Below are 18,512 nucleotides of genomic sequence, written 5' to 3' on the forward strand. Positions count from 1 at the left end.
GATGAACAAGCCGACCGCCAAATCGTTGTCTCGCTTGACTTCTTCGTGCAGCGTTTCCAGCAGTCGCCTAAGTCCTAGGGAGAGGCGGTGGTCCTGAAGCCGATGCATGACTAGGAATGCACACCCGATCGCAGCGAGAGACGTGTCATGCTGAGACTCCACGGACCAACGTTCCAAAAGGCCAAGCAGATCATCAATGTCGGAGGTCTTGCCCAGCTTCCAAATGCGGTAGAGGCCGGTAACTGCCGCGCTGCGGGTATAGTCTTCGACATGCTTGGCAAGGAATTTCCTCACCAATTCAATGTTCCCGGGCGTCGGTTCGCTTGAATAGCAGAACACCAGCAAACCGGCATGCGATTGAGGACGAGAAATTGACCCGGCTGATTTCAAATAATCAGTGAGTTGCGCGCGTTCTTCCTCGGAGATTTCGTACTCTTCAAATTTCATCCTCTGATAGATATTGCTAAAGTCCAATCGGTTGCTCCGCGACCATGCCTACTCGAACCTTTCCGGCAGATGATGCTCCTCGGCGAGGTCGGAGAAGCGGGTGAACTCGCCCTGGAAGGCAAGGCTGACGGTGCCGGTCGGTCCGTGGCGCTGCTTGGCGATGATCACTTCGGCCTTGCCCTGGACTTCGACCATCTTTGTCTCCCAGGCGAGATGCTCGGGCGTGCCTTTCTCCGGCTCCTTGTTCTTGATGTAATATTCCTCGCGGTAAACGAACAGCACCACGTCGGCGTCCTGCTCGATCGAACCCGATTCGCGCAGGTCGGACAGCTGGGGATGTTTGTCGTCGCGGCTTTCGACCTGACGCGAGAGCTGTGAGAGGGCGATGATTGGCACGCCGAGCTCCTTGCCGAGTGCCTTCAATCCGGTAGTGATCTCGGTGATTTCCTGGACGCGGTTCTGCGACGCCTTGGCGGATGAACCCTGCATCAGCTGGATATAGTCGATGACCATCAGGTCAAGCCCGCGCTGACGCTTGAGGCGGCGGGCGCGCGCCGCAAGCTGGGCAATGGAAATACCGCCCGTCTGGTCGATATAGAGCGGCCGTTTATGGTTCTCCTGCGTGTAGGCAACGAGCTTGCCGAAATCGGCCTCCGTCAGATCGCCGCGCCTGATTTTCGACGATGGGATCTCGGTCTGCTCGGAGATGATGCGGGTGGCCAGCTGCTCCGACGACATTTCGAGCGAGAAGAAGCCGACGACGCCGCCATTGGCCGCCTTAACCGAGCCGTCGGCTTGTTGGGCAGGCTCATAGGCGGCCGCGATGTTGTAGGCGATGTTGGTTGCCAGCGACGTCTTGCCCATGCCTGGGCGGCCGGCGATGATGATCAAATCCGACGGCTGCAGCCCGCCCATACGATGATCAAGATCGCGCAGGCCGGTGGCAATGCCGGACAGGTGGCCATCGCGCATATAGGCCGCGCTGGCCATGTCCACGGCATTCTTCAACGCATCGGAAAAGCTTTCGAAACCGCCGTCGTAGCGGCCGTTTTCGGCCAGCTCGAACAGCCGCCGCTCGGCATCCTCGATCTGTTCGCCGGGCGCCATGTCGACGGGCGCGTCATAGGCGATGTTGACCATGTCCTCGCCGACCGTGATCAGCGCGCGGCGCGTCGCAAGATCGTAGATGGCACGGCCATAGTCGGTGGCGTTGACGACGGTCACAGCCTCGACCGCCAGCCGCACGACATATTGCGCCATCGTCATGTCGCCGACCTTCTCGTCGGCGGGCAGGAAGGTTTTCAGCGTGATCGGCGTCGCGACCTTGCCCATACGGATGAACTCGGACGCCACCTCGAAGATCTTGCGGTGCAGCGGCTCGTAGAAATGGCTGGCCTTGAGGAAGTCCGAGACGCGATAGAAGGCGTCGTTGTTGACGAGGATGGCGCCGAGCAGCGCTTGCTCGGCCTCGATGTTGTTGGGCGCTTCACGATAAAGCGGTGTTTCCGCCACGCCGAATTTTCGCGCTGCTTCTGCCATGATATCCCCGATTTCGATCCCGGCCTTTCGATATCAGAACGTGACAAGTCCATGCTGACTTATCTGCACCAGTGCCTGTCCAATCAGCTTTGATACCCGCGATTCACAGCCGAGTTTTTTCGGTGGAAAGAATCACAATTGACTCGAATCGAAAGAACGATTGTAGCGCATCTATAGGGAGAACAAAACGAGAAAACAAGAATGGTGCCCTGTGCAGCCATCCCGCTCAAAGCTGACCGAGTCGCCCCTCGATGAACCGGCGTTCCGCCGGTTGCCGGGTCAACTCGATCGCCCGCCGGTAGGAAATCCTTGCCGCTTCGGTCAAGCCAAGCCTGCGCTGCATGTCTGCTCGCGCCGCGTGCGCCAGATGGTAGCCGTCCAGCCCGCCTTGTGCCATGACCGCCTCGATTTCCGCCAGTCCGGCCTGCGGGCCGTCGCGCATGCCTATAGCCGCGGCGCGGTTGAGTGCCACGACCGGTGAGGGGTCGACGCGGCCGAGCACATCGTAAAGCGCGACGATCTGTACCCAGTCGGTCTCCGCCGTGCCTGCCGCCTCGGCGTGCGCGGAAGCAATGGCCGCCTGCAGGATATACGGTCCGATGCGGCGCGAGGCGATCGCCCGACCGATCAGGCCGTCGGCCTCGGCGATCAGCGAACGGTCCCACAGCGTGCGGTCCTGATCCTCCAGCAGGACAAGGTCGCCGCTGGCATTGACCCGCGTCGCGCGCCGCGCCTCGTGCAGCAGCATCAGGGCAAGCAGCCCTTGCGCCTCCGGCTGGTCGAGCAGTTCGACCATCAGCCGGCCGAGCCGGATCGCCTCGGCGCACAGATCGGCCCGCGTCAGGTTCGGCCCCTCGGTTGCCGCGTAACCCTCGTTGAAGATCAGGTAGATCACCTGCAGCGCACTCTCGAGACGCGCCGGCAGGTCGTCGCGGTCGGGCACCTCGTAAGGGATCGCCTCGTCCCGGATCTTCGCCTTGGCCCGCACGATGCGTTGCGCAATGGTCGGTGCAGGCGTCAGATAGGCGCGGGCGATCTCTTCGGTGGTCAAACCACCCACTTCGCGCAGGGTCAGGGCGATGCGTGCATCCGGCGCCAGCGCCGGATGGCAGCAGACGAAGATGAGCCGCAATTCATCGTCCTGGATGTCTTCCAGCATGGCTGGTTCCGGTGTCGGCTCCGCCAGAGCCGTGAGTTCGGGCAGAGCCCCGGCCAGCCGTGCTTCCCGGCGCCAGCGGTCGATGGTCCTGAAGCGGCCGGCCGAGACCAGCCAGGAATAGGGGTTGGCCGGCACACCCTGGCGCGGCCATTGCTCGGCGGCAGCAGTGAAGGCCTCATGCAAGGCCTCCTCCGCCGCGTCGAAACCGCCGAGCAGGCGGATCAAGGTCGCCAGCACGCGCCGCGCCTCGGTGCGGTAGGCCGCCTCCAGGGCATCGCGGGGGCTGGTGGTGCTCACAGGACCGGCGGCGGCTGGCTGAAGTCGACGACCGGGCGAACTTCGACAAAGCCGATCGTTGCCAGTGGATGGCCGCTCGCCACTCGCACCGCCTCGTTGAGATCGCGGGCCTCGATGACGATGATGCCGCCCAGGATCTCCTTGGTCTCCATGAACGGGCCGTCGACGGTCGACATCTTGCCGTCGCGGACCTGCACGGTCATTGCCTCCTCGGGCAGCACCAGGGCCTCGGCGGTTACGAAGTGGCCGCTGGCTTTGAGCACCTCGTCATATCCGGAGCACTCGGCCAGCACGGCATTGGCCTCCGGGCTGCCGCCGAACAATGTTTTGGGGTGGTAATAGATGAGACAGGCGTAACGCATGGTGGGTTTCCTTTTCCAGGATTGTCGAAAACTAGGGTTCTTGGGATCAGGCGTCGAGGATCGGCGCAAAGCCGCCATGGACCCGGCGCTGGTTGTCGTAGGGCATGGTGTCGGCATACATGCGCGGATCGGCAATCACCTTTTTCCAGGCGTCATCGCGCACCTGCTTCGACGGCCATTCGACCCAGGCATAGACGACGACCTCGTCGCTCGTCGCTTTCACGGCGCCACGGTAGTCGGTGACCTCGCCGTCGGGAACATCGTCGCCCCACGCTTCGACGACGCGGATTGCGCCGTGCTCTTTGATCACCGCGGCCTGCTTCGCCGCCACGGCAAGGTATGCTTGCTTGTTGGCGGCCGGCACCGGCACCAGCGAGCCATCGATATAGCCCGTCTTGCCGGTCGTGTTCAGGTCGATGAAGGGCGTGAAGCCACCGATGATCATGCGCTTGCCGTCAAAGGGCATGGACGCGCCGATCTCCGCCATGCGCGGGTCGCTCATCATCGTCTGATAGGCCGCGTCCGCCGCCGCCTTGTCCGCGTATTCGTGCCATGAAAAGGTGATGACTTCATCCGGCTTTGCCTTCACGGCTCCCTTGAAGTCGGTGATCTTGCCGCCGGGCACGTCGTCGCCCCATCCTTCGACCATGCGGGTGGTGCCGAACTCCTTCAGCACCGATGCCACCTCGGCGACATGCCTGCGGTAAGCTTCCTTGTTGGCGGCGGGCACCGCGGCGACAAATCCTGCGATATAGCTCATTGCGTTTCTCCTATTGGCTGATGCCGTTTGACACTCTTGGCGTCTCGAAAGGTCCGAGAACGCCAATGGTCGAACGGCACGGCCTGGATTCGACATCGCTTCGAAATTTTTCTTCGAGGCGGTCGCAAACGCTGCTGCTGTCTATTCGGAAGCCAGCCTGTCGCCCCAGTCCAGCCGCCGGGCCAGCTTGAAGTCGGCGCCGTCGCGCTTGGTGAACAAGCGCTCGGCGGCGGTGCCGTCGTCCGCAAAGTTTGAGCAGAACCTTGCCGGAACCGGATTTCGGCGGCGCAACAACCCGCGCCTGGTGTGATGTGAGTCCGTCGCGAGAAGCCGCGACATAGATGAATTTCTCATCTTCCCACGGCACGTCGGCGTCCTTGGCCAGCCGGTGCAGGCGCGAGCGGGCTACGCGGCGGGAAAAGTGGCACCAGTCGGGCGCGGTGAGCGGGCAGGGCGCCTGATGCGGGCAAGGCGCAAGCACATGCGCGCCCGCCTCGATCAACTGCCGGCGCACGGCAAGGATGCGCTGCCAGCCGGCGGGGGTGCCCGGCTCGACCACAAGCAGCGTGTCGGCGGTGAGTTGCCAGAGGCGGTCGATGAGCTTCGGCAGTGATGCGGGAGCGATTTCGTCGAGCACATAGGCGCACGTGACCAGATCGGCCGGCTCGATGTCGGCAAGGTCGATGGTGGCATCACCGGCCAGCCATCTGGTCTGGGCGACAATTGTGTCGCCGGCAAGCGTCTCGCCGACTTTGCGCACCGCGGCACTGGCTTCGAACAACACTGCCTGTTCGAGATCGGGCCACAGGTCGGTCGTGGCCCAAAGCACCGTGCCAGGGCCGGCGCCGACATCGAGCAGGCTCCTGGGTTGAAAGCCGGGCTTTGCGTCGCTCAGCGCGTCGAGGCTGGCGCGGATCGCGGCATAGGTCGCCGGCAGCCGCGTCGCCAAATAGGCTTTCACGGCCAGATCCTCGGCCATGTGCAAACGGCCGTCGCGCAACTCGGCACGGTAACGGTCGGACAGCGTTTTTGCCGCTTGCTTGATTACCGCCAGCGGAACGTTTTCGAGCAGGCGCTCGACACCTTGGCGAAGGGAGGCCGGCAACTCCATCTCACGCGCCCCGTGGGACGAGAAGGATCACCCAAGCGCCGGCAATGCAGAGCGCGGCACCGGCAAGATCCCAGCGGTCGGGGCGAACGCCATCCACCAGCCACAGCCAGCCAAGCGACGCCGCGATGTAGATGCCGCCATAGGCGGCGTAGGCGCGGCCGGCGGCTGACATGTCCACCAGCGCCAGCAGGAGGCCGAACAGGGCAAGCGAGGCGAGGCCGGGAAGAAGCCAAAGCGGCGACTTATCCAGCCGCCACCAGGCCCAGAACGAAAAGCAGCCGGCGATCTCGGCCAGAGCGGCGGCGGCATAGAGGACGTAGGTCATGAAAAAAAGGTCCCGCGACAGTCACGGGACCTTTTTCAGTGCAGGCGCCGGCAATGGCAAGCGGCAATGCTATTCCTGGTCGGCAACCTTGCGGCGGCGAGCCGGCTTGGCGGCCGGGCTCTTTTTGACGGGAGCCGTTTCACGATGCCCCATGTCGCGCATCTCAAGCGCTTTTTCGCATTTGGCCATGTAGTCGCGTGTCATCGGCAGCGTGTCGTTCTTCTTGGCGATCTGGATCTGGAAGATCACCAGATCCTGCCAGCGGAAGGCAGCTTCCGAGGCCGCCAGATAGAATTCCCACATGCGGCAGAAACGCTCGTCATAGATCGCCTTGGCCTTGTCGCGATTGGCGGCGAAGCGCACGCCCCAGTGCTTCAGCGTATCGGCATAGTGGAGCCGCAGGATCTCGACGTCGGTGACGACCAGGCCCGACTTTTCGATCGCCGGCATGACTTCCGAGAGCGAAGGGATATAGCCGCCCGGGAAGATGTATTTGCGGATGAAGGCGCTGGTCGCCCACGGTACGCCGGAACGGCCGATCGTGTGCAACAGCATCACGCCATCGGGCTTGAGCAGCGTCGCGCTCTTGTCGAAGAACGTACGGTAGTGGTTGACGCCGACATGCTCGAACATACCGACCGAGACGATGCGGTCGAAACGCTCGTTGAGTTCGCGGTAGTCCTTCAGCTCGAAATGCACGCGGCTTTCCAGCCCTTGTGCGTGCGCCCGGTCGGTGGCTACGCCATGCTGCTCGGTCGACAGAGTCACGCCCTGCACGTCGACGTCGAACGCCTTGGCGAGGTAGAGGCCAAGCCCGCCCCAGCCGGAGCCGATGTCGAGCACCGTCTGGCCGGCCTTCAGCCGGAGCTTGGCGGCGATGTGGCGTTTCTTGGCGGCCTGCGCCTCGTCGAGCGTCATGTCCGGCTGCTCGAAATAGGCGCAGGAATATTGCATGTCCTCGTCGAGGAAGAGCCGGTAGAGGTCGCCCGACAAATCGTAGTGTCGCTGCACGTTGCGCCGCGAGCGCGAGGCGGTGTTGATCTGCTGCAGCCGGCGGAAGGCGTGGCGCAAGCCTTCGATGGCCTTCGACCAGGTGGCGTCGATGCCGCCGCTGCCCATGTTCTGGAAGGCGATGCGCATCACGCCCAGCACGCCGCCTTCGAGAATGTCGAGTTCGCCGTCCATGTAGGCTTCAGGCACCGCCAACATCGGATCGAAGGTGATGGCGCGCTCGGCATGCGCGGTCTTGATGTGCATGTGCACCGGTTCGCCGCTGCCGTCGCCGAAAACCACAGCCGAGCCCTTGGGACCGGTCACCTTGAGATTGCCGGTACGCACCAGGCGGTCGAGAACGCGCTTCAACAGGATATTCATGACCAAATGTCCCCTCTCGGCCAGACAGGCTGCCTTGGCGCGTGACCGCGAAAATCAGTGTCGATTTCCCCGAAGATCTTGCGCCGAACCAAAGTTGCACAGCGTGCTTTGCGCGGCCAAAGGACGCGCGACGCCATAGTCTGCAACAATATATAGGGGTTCGAAAAGTTCCATTTGGCACAAAAATGCCCGGGCGAGGGGCCCGGGCATTGGTCCAGCATGGCTGGATGACGGCAAAGTGATCGGAGCTTGGCGTTAAGTCGTGATCAGCCCACGGTCCAATCGTCTTGCGATGTGTGATCAGGCGTTGTCTTCGTCGCCCTCGAACTCGGTGTTCGGATCGAAGAAGTTCTCCGGCCGGGCATTGTCGTTGATGTCGTCGCCATAGATGGCTTCGGCGGTGGTCAGTGTCTCGCCCTTGGCTTGGCGCTCGGCTTCGTCGGCCGTGCGAGCGATGTTGAGCGTGACGGTGACCTCGACTTCCGGATGCAGCGCGATCGCCACATTGGTGACACCGATGGTCTTGATCGGCTGGTTGAGCAGGATCTGGTTGCGATTGATCGAGAAACCTTCCGCCGTCAGCAGATCGGCGATGTCGCGGGTCGAAACGGAACCGTAAAGCTGTCCGGTTTCGCCGGCGGAGCGAACGGCGATGAAGCTCTTGCCGTCGAGCTTTTCGGCGACCTGGGCTGCTTCCGACTTGCGCTCGAGGTTACGGGCTTCGAGTTGGGCGCGCTGGCCTTCGAACTTCTTCTTGTTGGCTTCGTTGGCGCGCAGCGCCTTACCCTGCGGCAGCAGGAAGTTACGGGCGAAGCCGTCCTTGACCTTGACGGTATCGCCCATCTGGCCGAGACGGGAAACGCGTTCGAGAAGAATGACGTCCATGGTTTTGTTCCTTCGGTTGGGCGCCAATCGATCGATGAGATCGACGCTGAATGTCTTGGGAACAGGTCAGGAAGCTTGAGCGCCTTTGGCGCTGGTGTCGCTGTCCTGCCTGTTGCGGCAGTTAGAGGTTTTGACCTCAACCTGGGATTTGATGTTCGGCCCTGCGGCGCCCGTCGCCGTGGGAGAAGAGCGGGCGGCGAACCGCCCGCATTTGAGATATTAGCGAACCACGTAGGGCAGCAGGCCGAGGAAGCGGGCGCGCTTGATCGCCTTGGCGAGTTCGCGCTGCTTCTTCTGGCTGACGGCGGTGATGCGCGACGGCACGATCTTGCCGCGCTCAGAAATGTAGCGCTGCAGCAGACGCACGTCCTTGTAGTCGATCTTGGGCGCGTTGGCGCCGGAGAACGGGCAGGTCTTGCGGCGGCGATGGAACGGGCGCCGGGTCGGGATCTGATTGATGTCGACCATTATTCTGCACCCCCTTCAAAGCCTTCGCGCGGACGGCGCGGACCACGATCGGCACCGGCGTCGCCGAACGAGCGGGGCGGACGATCGCCACGGTCGCCGCGATCACGATCGCCGAACGAACGCGGACCACGATCGCCACGGTCACGGTCGCCGAAGCCGCCGCGTTCCGAGCGCTCTTCGCGCTTCTGCATCATGGCCGACGGGCCTTCCTCATGCGCCTCGACCTTGATGGTCAGGAAACGCAGCACGTCCTCGGACAGGCCCATCTGGCGCTCCATCTCGTTGAGCGCGGCCGCCGGGCAATTCAGGTCCATCAGCGTGTAGTAAGCCTTCCGGTTCTTATTGACCCGGTAGGTGAGGGACTTCAGTCCCCAGTTCTCGCCCCGGCCGACGGACCCGCCATTAGCGGAGATGACACCCTTGTACTGTTCGACAAGCGCATCGACCTGCTGCTGCGAGAGGTCCTGCCGGGCAAGAAACACATGTTCGTAAAGAGCCATTATGTCCTATGCCTTTCTTCGTTTCTCTCCCGGTTCCCGGCGGCAAAAGCCTCTGCAACTTCTCTGACCCGCAAACCCTCGAAGGGGCAGGGGGAAGAAAGGAGCATGACGAGACGGTCGAGAGCGGAGACACGGGAGGCGGAAGCACTTCCGGCTTCACACGAAGGTTCTGAAAAACCTCCGGCCCTCCGTTCAGCCCCCAGCAAGGACCGGCAGATTGCGGGCGTCTATACAGCAATCCGGCCGCAAAGCAAGCGCAAGCGGCATTCCCGTGTGTCATAGCCGATGATCGGGGAGCAGCAACGGTCGGAGTTGTGGTTTCCGGCAACCACGTCTTAACCACACCAGCAGGTTGTGTGGAGTTGAAGCCTGGCCATCAACGGTCGATTCATCATGGCGCAAAAGCCCGGACAACCGCGCAAAAGCGGCAAGCATTTCCGGGGGTAAGGATGCTTTTCAACAAATTCTGGCGCTCGAAGAGCGGCAATTTCACGCTTGTGCTGGGACTGGGTTTGCCGGTCATCCTGACGGCAGTCGCTTTCGCAACCGATGTCTCGACCCTTATGCGGGCCAAGAGCAATCTGCAGAACGCTCTCGATTCGGCAAACCTTGCGTCTTCGCACCTTGGCGATCTCGACATCACCCGCAATGACGCTTTCAACCGCTATTTCCAGGCCAACATCGTCGGTCATGGCGAGCTCGGCAATGCGCAGGCGACGTTGACTGTCGATAAGGGCGTCAACTTCGTCAAGACAAAGGCGATTGCCTCGGCGGACGTCAATCTCAACTTCGCCTTCCTGTTCGGCGACAGCAAGCACATCGTGGTCGATGCCTCGGCGGTCGAATCGAACAACCAGCTCGAAGTGGTGCTGGTACTGGACAACACCGGCTCGATGGCCGGCGCGCGCATGACGGCGCTGAGGACGGCGACAAAATCGTTGCTCGACACGCTCGAAGCGGCGAAATCGCCGACGCGCAAGATCCGCGCCTCGCTGGTTCCATTCGTAACCGCCGTCAACGTCAATGGCGACGGCTTCGACCCGTCCTGGATCGACATGGACGGCAAGTCCTCAACCAACGGCGTCAATTTTCCCGTCATCGACGGCAAGCGGCCGAACCACATGGCGCTTTTCAAACAGCTCAAGAAGACCGGATGGACCGATGCCGGATGGAATGGCACCGGATGGAAGGGTTGTGTCGAGGCGCGGCCAGGCGCTTACAATATCTCCGACACGCCACCCGACACGGCCAAGCCCGACACGCTGTTCGTGCCGTACTTTGCACCGGACGATCCCGAAGACGCCCAAAAGCCGTCTGGCTCCAATGGCAATTCGGATAAATACTACAACAACTCCTATCTCAACGATGTCAGCGACAAAACCAGGCTTGCCCAGTCGGGCATCAACATCCTGGGCATCGATCTCAGCAACCTGCTCGGCAATCTCATCGAACTTCTGTCGCCCGATGACAGGGCTGCCAGGGAAAAGATTGCCAAATATGTTGCGCCCGCCAAGGAACTCATCACCGAGATCGGCTCTCCCATCACTATCGGTCCGAACCGTGCGTGTCCGACCCCGGTGGTCCCCCTGACCGACGATTTCGACAAGCTGCGCAAGGCTGCCAGTCAGATGACCGAGTGGAACGGTTCGGGCACCAACGTCTCCGAGGGCCTGTCATGGGGTATGCGGGTGCTGTCGCCCGCCGCGCCCTACACCGATGGGGCGCCGTGGAAGACGCCAGGCATCAGCAAGATCGTGCTGTTGCTCACCGACGGCGAGAACGTCGTCTATGGCGCCAGCCAACAGCCGACGAAATCTGACTACACATCGTATGGTTATCTGGCCGGTGGCCGTTTCGGATCAGATAACCAGACGACCGCTGCGCGCAATGTCGACGGCTGGACCAAAAACGTTTGCACGCAATTGAAGAACGAGGGCGTGCAAATCTACACCATGGTGCTGCAATCCGACACCGCAGCCAACCGCGCGCTTTACAGCGCCTGCGCTTCTGATCCGAGCGGCTATTATACAGTTAACGATCCGACCAAATTGCCGGACATTTTCCAGCAGATCGCCAACAAGTTCTCGAAGCTGCAATTGACGAACTGAACGCGCGATCCGACACAGACGAGCCCGAGGGATCGTTGGGCTCAACTCGTATGGGCGACAACTTTGTCCTTGTCGACGGTTTCGGGGAAGAAGTCAGGCGCTGCCTGACGCTTGCCGAACATCATATCGTACTGCAGCAGGCGGAAATCGCGGATCGCCGGGTCGATCTCCTTCTGCCGCGCCCAATCGGGGGTGGCTTCGCCAGCCGGCGTCAGCAGAAGATTGCGGTCGACGACACGGTAGCGTTCGCTCATCTCGCCCAGGAAGCCGGTGTAGTATGGATGGCTGATTCCGGCCGTTTTCAGGATATGATAGGGCAGGAAGGCTGGGCTGACGGCACCCATCTGCTCAGCCGGCCCGGTGCGGTTTGACCAGATGACCAGCGGCGTCTCGTGATGCTCGAGAGCAGCCTCGGGCGACGCTTCCTTGCGCGGCGCGACATTGTCCTTGAGGAAGCCGGTTTCGACATAGACCGGCCCCAGCGGCGGCAGATGGTCGCCGAAGAAGGCGATTACGGTGGGGCGGGAGCGTTTCTTGGCCCATTCGACGAGGCGTTCGAGGCCGCGATCGGCATCGGCTGAGCCCTCGGCGTAGCTGAGTAGCGATTCGCGCGCCCACTGGCTGATCGGCGCCTGCACCCTATGCGTGGGATTGTAATAGCGGTTCGGCTCGTAGGGACCGTGGTTTTGCAGGCTGACCGCAAAGAAGAACACCGGCTCGTCGCTGGCGTCGGCCTCGCTGATGATCTCGTCGGTCATCGCCGCATCCGATGCCAGTGGCCCGCGCTTTTGCATTGGCGGCAGCGTCTCTTCCGACTTGAAATCGTTGAAGCCGAAATCGGCATAGACCGCGCCACGGTTCCAGAACCAGTTGGTGCCGGGATGGATGGCGCGCGCCCGGTAACCCTGGCTCTTCAGGAAGGTCGCGAGCGAAGGCGTCGGCGTGCGCACATATTGCTGATAGGGGATGCTGCCTGCCGGCAGGAACGCGTTGGAGAAGCCGGTCAGCGCCTCGAACTCGATATTGGCGGTCATGCCGCCGAACTCCGGCGAGAACATCGAGCCCGAGCGCAGCGCCCGCACATTGGGGATTGGATCTGGCGTGATGGTGACGCCAGGCAACTTGGTCGGATCCCAGAAGGATTCGCTCATGACGATGATGATGTCCGGCTTCTCGGCCGGCACCGAGGCGGTCACATCAGGCCTGGCTATCGCTGCGATCGCCTTGTCGGAATAGCCCGGCGGCGCCGAGACATGCGCCATTGGCACGTTGAGGGCAAAGGCCAGCGCAAAGCCGTTGGAGGCATAGTTTTCCTTCTGGTCCCACATGATCGGGATGATCTGCAGCCGATCCCTGGTCCAGGAGAAGGTGGCGTAGTCCATGATCGAAACGAAGAAGGCGAGTAGCGGCACTGCCAGCGTCAGCCGCGCAAGGCGCCCCTTGCGGCTGAGTGCGGGAACCTTGCGGCGCCATAGCCGCCAGCCGTAGACGAGCAGCGACAGGCCGGCGACGATGCCGACGACCATGGCAAGCGCGGTCATCGGCCGTTCGCGTACCAAAAGCGGCAGCAGCGCGAAGATCTGGCGGGCATAGAGGAAATCGGTCGGATAGAGCGGATCGCCGAGATAGTGCGACTTCTGGTGACCGACGAAAGCAAGCGACAAGGTCAGCGGCGCGACGATCATCAGGCTCTGGTGGCTGCGGCCGAGCACCGCATCGAAGCCGATCAGGAGCAGCGCAAACACGACGATGGTGGTCCAGCCCGGCTTGAACGGCTGCAGGAAGAAGGAGATGGTTCCGGCAAAGTCGCCGCGCACGATCAGTTCGATGGCAAACACCAGGATAGCGGCAATCGCCAGGCTGATCAGCCCATAGCGCACGACCGGCCATCTCCTGCCCGGCAGATAGCCGGTGGAGGGGTCGTCTTCCAGGAACTGTGGCGCGGCCTTGCCGGTGCGTTTGTAACTCTTTGCCACTTTAACTTCCCCACCCAGCGACAAGCGCGTCACTCGATTGTCATGGAATTGTCACGCAAAGCTAGCGCCTGTAGCGGAAATAAGAAGAGCCAGCAAACGAATCGTGAGCGGTTTTCATCAGGAGTGATCGCCAAAAACCCTTTCGCAACAGGCACTCGGCGGACGAGGCTGCCCTCGGGCAGGGTCGAACCGGGCTTGACTTGGCGCCCCGCCATGCGTCACAGGCAAGAAAAACCCGTCTTCAGGCAAGCAAAACCAGCCCTTGGGAGCCCTCGCATGGCCGTTGCATTCACCTTTCCCGGACAAGGCAGCCAGGCGGTCGGCATGGGCAAGGATCTCGCCGGCGCCTTCCCCGAAGCGCGCAGGGTCTTCCAGGAAGTCGACGATGCGCTCGGCGAAAATCTGTCGAAGCTGATCTGGGAAGGGCCGGAAGAGACGTTGACGCTGACCGCCAACGCGCAGCCGGCGCTGATGGCGGTGTCGCTGGCCGCGATCCGGGCGCTGGAATCGCGCGGCTTCTCGCTGAAAGGCAAGATCGCCTATGTCGCCGGTCATTCGCTGGGCGAATATTCGGCGTTGGCCGCTGCCGGCTTCGTTTCGGTTGCCGATGCCGCCCGGTTGCTGCGCATACGCGGCAATGCCATGCAGGCGGCGGTGCCGGCCGGCGAGGGCGCCATGGCGGCGATCATCGGATTGGAACAGGCCGATGTCGAAGCCGCTTGCGCGGAAGCCGCCAAAGGCTCTGTCTGCCAGATCGCCAACGACAATGGCGGTGGCCAACTGGTCATCTCCGGCGCCAAGGCCGCGGTCGAACTGGCCGCGAAACTGTGCACCGAGAAAGGCGCCAAACGCGCGCTGATGCTGCAGGTGTCCGCGCCCTTCCATTCCGCGCTGATGGCGCCGGCCGCGAACGTCATGTGCGAAGCCCTGGCCGGCGTGGCAAAGAACGCGCCGGTGGTTCCCGTCCTCTCCAATGTCACGGTCAGCCCGACCAGCGATCCGGACGAGATCGCCCGCCGCCTGGTCGAACAGATAACCGGCCGCGTGCGTTGGCGCGAGACGGTGGAATGGTTCGGCGCAAACGGCGTCACCACGCTTTACGAGATCGGCGCCGGCAAGGTGCTTTCAGGATTGGCGCGGCGCATCAACCGCGATGTCGCCACCGCGTCGGTCGGCACCGCGGCTGACGTCGAGGCGGCCATGGCGGCGCTTGCATAAAGCGTCATTTGATCCCATCCCTGTAAAGGGTGTTCTCTTCTCAATCAGGAGACAAAAATGTTCGAATTGACTGGCCGCAAGGCGCTCCTCACCGGCGCATCCGGCGGCATCGGCGAGGCTATCGCCAGGATGCTGCATGCGCAGGGCGCGATCGTCGGCCTGCATGGCACCCGCGTCGAGAAACTGGAAGCGCTGGCTAGCGAGCTTGGCGACCGGGTCAAGCTGTTCCCGGCCAATTTGTCCAACCGTGAGGAGGTCAAGGCGCTCGGCCAGAAAGCCGAAGCCGATCTCGAAGGCGTCGACATCCTGGTCAACAACGCCGGCATCACCAAGGACGGCCTGTTCGTGCGCATGTCGGATGCCGACTGGGACAGCGTGCTCGAGGTCAACCTGACCGCCGTGTTCAGGCTGACCCGCGAACTCACCCACCCGATGATGCGCCGCCGCCATGGCCGCATCATCAACATCACCTCGGTGGTCGGCATCACCGGCAATCCCGGCCAGACCAATTACTGCGCCTCAAAGGCCGGCATGATCGGCTTCTCCAAATCGCTGGCACAGGAGATCGCCACCCGCAACATCACCGTCAACTGCGTCGCCCCGGGCTTCATCGAATCGGCGATGACCGACAAGCTCAACGACAAGCAGAAAGAGGCGATCATGGCGGCGATCCCGACGCGGCGCATGGGCACCAGCGTTGAAGTCGCGTCCGCCGTCGCTTATCTCGCCTCCAACGAAGCCGCCTACGTCACTGGCCAGACCATCCACGTAAATGGCGGCATGGCTATGATTTGACGAGGTTCGGCAGCAACGCCGGCGGGTTGTGAAAAGAGACCATTTCGGCTTGGACCTCAGCTATTTTTCGTGTAATGCGGCCCGCAACCCGGCGGTTCGGGCAAAAACCGGTCCGTAGTCGTTGCGTTTCCGGCAGGACCATCTTTCAGCTTGATTAGCGGCATTCTGCCCGCTAACGAAGACAGACAAACAAAAGACGAGGATGCCCAAATGAGTGACACCGCAGAGCGCGTCAAGAAGATCGTCATCGAGCACCTTGGCGTCGATGCCGACAAAGTGACGGAGCAGGCGAGCTTCATCGATGATCTGGGCGCCGACAGCCTCGACACGGTCGAACTCGTCATGGCGTTCGAAGAAGAATTCGGCGTCGAGATTCCCGACGATGCGGCTGAGACCATCCTGACCGTTGGCGATGCCGTGAAGTACATCGACAAGGCTTCGGCCTGACGCTTTCCGCAGTCATCACCGGGGAGGACCTGCGATGAGGCGTGTCGTCGTCACGGGCCTTGGGTTGCTGTCGCCGTTCGGCATGGGCTTCGAGCACAGCTGGAAGGAACTTCTGACCGGCCGCAGCGCTGCCAAGCGCATCAATGAGTTCGAGGTGGAGGATCTTGCCTGCAAGATCGCCCACGTCATTCCGCGTGGTGACGGCAGCAATGCCACCTTCAATCCCGAGGCCGTGCTCGAGCCCAAGGAACTGCGCAAGATCGGCGACTTCATCCTTTACGGGATTGCCGCCGCCGACGAGGCGCTGAAGGATTCCGGCTGGGAAGCCAAGACGCATGAAGAGCGGTGTGCCACCGGCGTCCTGATCGGCTCCGGCATCGGCGGCATCGAGGGCATCGCCGAGAACGCGATGATCCTCAAGGAGCGCGGCCCGCGCCGCATCAGCCCTTTCTTCATCCCGGGCCAGATCATCAATCTCGTCTCCGGGCAGGTTTCGATCCGGCACGGACTGAAAGGCCCGAACCATGCCGTCGTCACGGCCTGTTCGACCGGCGCGCACGCCATTGGCGATGCTGCCCGGTTGATCATGTGGGGCGATGCGGACGTGATGGTCGCCGGTGGCGCCGAAGCGCCGGTGACGCGGCTGTCGATCGCCGGCTTTGCCGCATGCCGGGCACTGTCGACGGAACGCAATGATTCGCCGCAAACGGCGTCGCGACCCTATGATCGCGACCGCGACGGCTTCGTTATGGGCGAGGGCGCCGGCGTTGTCGTGCTCGAGGAGCTCGAACATGCCAGGGCGCGCGGCGCCAAGATCTATGCCGAGGTGACGGGTTACGGTCTCACCGGCGACGCGCATCACATCACCGCGCCTGCCGAGGATGGCGATGGCGCCTTCCGTTGCATGACGGCGGCACTGAACCGGGCCAAGTTGACGCCGGCCGATGTCGACTACATCAACGCGCACGGCACCTCGACCATGGCCGACACGATCGAGCTCGGCGCGGTCGAGCGGCTTGTCGGCAATGCCGCGTCGAAGATTTCGATGTCGTCGACCAAGTCGTCGATCGGCCATCTGCTTGGGGCGGCGGGTGCCGCCGAAGCGATCTTCTCGATCCTTGCCATCAGGGACAATGTCGCGCCGCCGACCATCAACCTCGACAACCCGGAACGCGAAACCGCGATCGACCTGGTGCCGAACAAGCCGCGTGCCCGCCAGATCGACGTGGCGCTGTCCAATTCCTTCGGCTTTGGCGGGACCAACGCGTCGCTGGTCTTCCAGCGCTACAATGGCTGATCGTCCGGCTGCCGGGCGGCGCTTTGGCGTGCCGTCAATTTTGCCATATTCGCCCCTACTCTGCCGCTGGGGATTCGTTGGGCGATCAAACGGTAGGGCGAAATGAACACAAATCCGGCAGGCAACGGAGAATTCGGGCAACGGCCGCCGACATCCGGCCCGATCGTGCCGAAAACGGCCAGCGAAGCGTTGCGGCCGGAGGCTGGCACGCCGCCGCCGAAGCGCTCGCGTGCGTCACGCAGCCAGGTCGTCGTGTTCATGAACTTCGTCATCTCCTCGGTGATGCTGGTGGTTCTGGCGGCCGGCGTCGCGGTCTATTTCGGCAAGCAGGAATTCACCGAACCCGGACCTTCGGCCAATGGCGACACCTTCCTGGTCAAGCCGAGCACCGGCGTCCAGGATATCGCCGACCAGCTCGAACGCCGCGGGTTGATCAGCGACGCCCGGGTATTCCGCCTTGGCGTGCGGGCCTTCGGCAATGATTCCGCGCTGAAAGCCGGCGAGTACGAGATCAAGCCCAGGGCATCCATGCGCGATATCATGGAGCTTCTGAAGAGCGGCAAGTCGGTGATGTATTCGCTGACCATTCCTGAAGGACTGACGGTCGACCAGGCATTGCAGCGCATCGCCGAGGAGAATGCCTTGAGCGGCGACATGCCGGCGACCACGCCGCCGGAGGGCAGCCTCGCCACCGACACGCTGCGCTTCACGCGCGGAGCGACACGCCAGCAGATGGTCGATAAGTTGCTGGCGGATCAGAAGAAGCTGGTCGACGATGTCTGGCAGCGGCGCGCGCCTGACCTGCCGCTGGCCAACGTCGAGGAGTTCGTCACGCTGGCCTCGATCGTCGAGAAGGAGACGGGCAAGGGTGACGAGCGTTCGCGAGTTGCCGCCGTCTTCCTGAACCGGCTTGCCAAGGGCATGCGCCTGCAATCCGATCCGACCATCATCTACGGGCTGTTCGGCGGCAAGGGAAAGCCGGCGGACCGGCCGATCTACCAGTCGGACATCCAGAAACAGACGCCCTACAACACCTATGTGATCAATGGCTTGCCGCCGACGCCGATCGCCAATCCGGGTCGTGCAGCGCTGGAGGCGGTGGCCAATCCGTCGAAGACCGCCGACCTCTATTTCGTTGCCGACGGCACCGGCGGGCACGTCTTTGCCGCGACGCTGGACGAGCACAACGAGAATGTCGCCCGCTATCGCGCGTTGCTGAAGAAGCAGGCCGATGATGCCGCCAAAGCCGCCAAGACGACTGGCACCGGCGACAGCAATGCCGTCAAGCCCGCTGGCAGTGGGCCGGCTGACGGTGCCGACGACAGCGGCGGTGACGCGGGCGCTGCCCAGTAAATGAAGAAAGGCGTTGCCCGGCAGGCAACGCCCTGACATTTGGAAGAGCGCCGCGCGTCCGGTTTCGACGCGCCTGCGGCGCAGTCTTTTT

General features: G+C 62.6%; 17 protein-coding genes and 1 pseudogene. 6 read left to right on the forward strand and 12 right to left on the reverse strand.

What is annotated here, in order from left to right; translation table 11 throughout:
- The 11 genes and pseudogenes from EOB49_RS09130 to rpsF all read right to left on the reverse strand — a co-directional run.
- On the reverse strand, positions 1-474 hold a 474-nt coding region (locus EOB49_RS09130), incomplete at its 3' end, for a hypothetical protein (protein WP_206526094.1).
- 21 nt (positions 475-495) lie between these two features.
- Positions 496-1,986 (reverse strand): replicative DNA helicase, encoded by a 1,491-nt coding sequence (locus EOB49_RS09135; protein WP_126068580.1) that lies wholly within the window; start codon positions 1,984-1,986, stop codon positions 496-498.
- A 226-nt stretch (positions 1,987-2,212) separates the two neighbouring features.
- Positions 2,213-3,442, reverse strand: a complete 1,230-nt coding sequence (locus EOB49_RS09140; protein WP_127380777.1) for an RNA polymerase sigma factor — start codon at positions 3,440-3,442, stop codon at positions 2,213-2,215.
- The gene (locus EOB49_RS09145; RefSeq protein WP_027037981.1) at positions 3,439-3,804 is read right to left on the reverse strand and encodes a YciI family protein; all 366 of its coding nucleotides are present in this window, start codon (positions 3,802-3,804) and stop codon (positions 3,439-3,441) included. Before EOB49_RS09145 ends, EOB49_RS09140 begins: the two co-directional genes overlap by 4 nt.
- 46 nt (positions 3,805-3,850) lie before the next feature.
- Complete coding sequence (locus tag EOB49_RS09150; protein WP_127380778.1) at positions 3,851-4,564, reverse strand: DUF1428 domain-containing protein; 714 nt, start codon at positions 4,562-4,564, stop codon at positions 3,851-3,853.
- Between the two features lie 141 nt (positions 4,565-4,705).
- Positions 4,706-5,675, reverse strand: a pseudogene (locus EOB49_RS09155) (small ribosomal subunit Rsm22 family protein).
- A 1-nt stretch (position 5,676) separates the two neighbouring features.
- Entirely contained in the window at positions 5,677-6,000 is a 324-nt protein-coding gene (locus EOB49_RS09160; protein WP_127380779.1) for a YnfA family protein, read from the reverse strand.
- A 69-nt stretch (positions 6,001-6,069) separates the two neighbouring features.
- Positions 6,070-7,374: a cyclopropane-fatty-acyl-phospholipid synthase family protein gene (locus EOB49_RS09165; RefSeq protein WP_127272489.1), complete on the reverse strand. Its 1,305-nt coding sequence runs from the start codon at positions 7,372-7,374 to the stop codon at positions 6,070-6,072.
- A 300-nt stretch (positions 7,375-7,674) separates the two neighbouring features.
- The gene (gene rplI / locus EOB49_RS09170) at positions 7,675-8,259 is read right to left on the reverse strand and encodes a 50S ribosomal protein L9 (RefSeq protein WP_013532521.1); all 585 of its coding nucleotides are present in this window, start codon (positions 8,257-8,259) and stop codon (positions 7,675-7,677) included.
- 219 nt (positions 8,260-8,478) lie between these two features.
- Positions 8,479-8,727, reverse strand: coding sequence for a 30S ribosomal protein S18 (gene rpsR, locus EOB49_RS09175; RefSeq protein WP_006203718.1), 249 nt, complete (start codon positions 8,725-8,727; stop codon positions 8,479-8,481).
- Positions 8,727-9,227: a 30S ribosomal protein S6 gene (rpsF, locus tag EOB49_RS09180; RefSeq protein ID WP_127380780.1), complete on the reverse strand. Its 501-nt coding sequence runs from the start codon at positions 9,225-9,227 to the stop codon at positions 8,727-8,729. The genes rpsR and rpsF overlap by 1 nt, the downstream gene beginning before the upstream one ends.
- A 449-nt stretch (positions 9,228-9,676) precedes the next feature.
- On the opposite strand from rpsF, the gene EOB49_RS09185 reads away from it, so the two are divergent.
- Positions 9,677-11,335, forward strand: coding sequence for a pilus assembly protein (locus EOB49_RS09185; protein WP_127380781.1), 1,659 nt, complete (start codon positions 9,677-9,679; stop codon positions 11,333-11,335).
- Positions 11,336-11,376: 41 nt separating this feature from the next.
- Here the strand turns inward: EOB49_RS09185 and EOB49_RS09190 are convergent, their stop codons facing one another.
- Positions 11,377-13,311, reverse strand: coding sequence for an LTA synthase family protein (locus EOB49_RS09190; RefSeq protein ID WP_164762794.1), 1,935 nt, complete (start codon positions 13,309-13,311; stop codon positions 11,377-11,379).
- Between the two features lie 276 nt (positions 13,312-13,587).
- Between EOB49_RS09190 and fabD the strand changes: the two genes are divergently transcribed.
- The 5 genes from fabD (at position 13,588) to mltG (ending at position 18,421) form a co-directional block, all read left to right on the forward strand.
- The gene (fabD, locus tag EOB49_RS09195; protein ID WP_127380782.1) at positions 13,588-14,529 is read left to right on the forward strand and encodes an ACP S-malonyltransferase; all 942 of its coding nucleotides are present in this window, start codon (positions 13,588-13,590) and stop codon (positions 14,527-14,529) included.
- Between the two features lie 57 nt (positions 14,530-14,586).
- Positions 14,587-15,324, forward strand: a complete 738-nt coding sequence (fabG, locus tag EOB49_RS09200; protein ID WP_127380783.1) for a 3-oxoacyl-[acyl-carrier-protein] reductase — start codon at positions 14,587-14,589, stop codon at positions 15,322-15,324.
- A gap of 210 nt (positions 15,325-15,534) precedes the next feature.
- Positions 15,535-15,771, forward strand: a complete 237-nt coding sequence (locus EOB49_RS09205) for an acyl carrier protein (protein ID WP_006203723.1) — start codon at positions 15,535-15,537, stop codon at positions 15,769-15,771.
- Positions 15,772-15,805: 34 nt separating this feature from the next.
- Entirely contained in the window at positions 15,806-17,068 is a 1,263-nt protein-coding gene (gene fabF, locus EOB49_RS09210; RefSeq protein ID WP_127380784.1) for a beta-ketoacyl-ACP synthase II, read from the forward strand.
- Positions 17,069-17,170: 102 nt separating this feature from the next.
- Positions 17,171-18,421 carry an endolytic transglycosylase MltG gene (gene mltG, locus EOB49_RS09215; protein ID WP_127272658.1) on the forward strand — a complete coding sequence of 417 codons (1,251 nt, stop codon included), beginning with the start codon at positions 17,171-17,173 and terminating at the stop codon, positions 18,419-18,421.
- The last annotated feature ends 91 nt before the right edge of the window (positions 18,422-18,512 follow it).

It is taken from the genome of Mesorhizobium sp. M7A.F.Ca.MR.148.00.0.0 (assembly GCF_003997735.1).
In the GTDB taxonomy this organism is placed as follows: Bacteria; Pseudomonadota; Alphaproteobacteria; order Rhizobiales; family Rhizobiaceae; genus Mesorhizobium.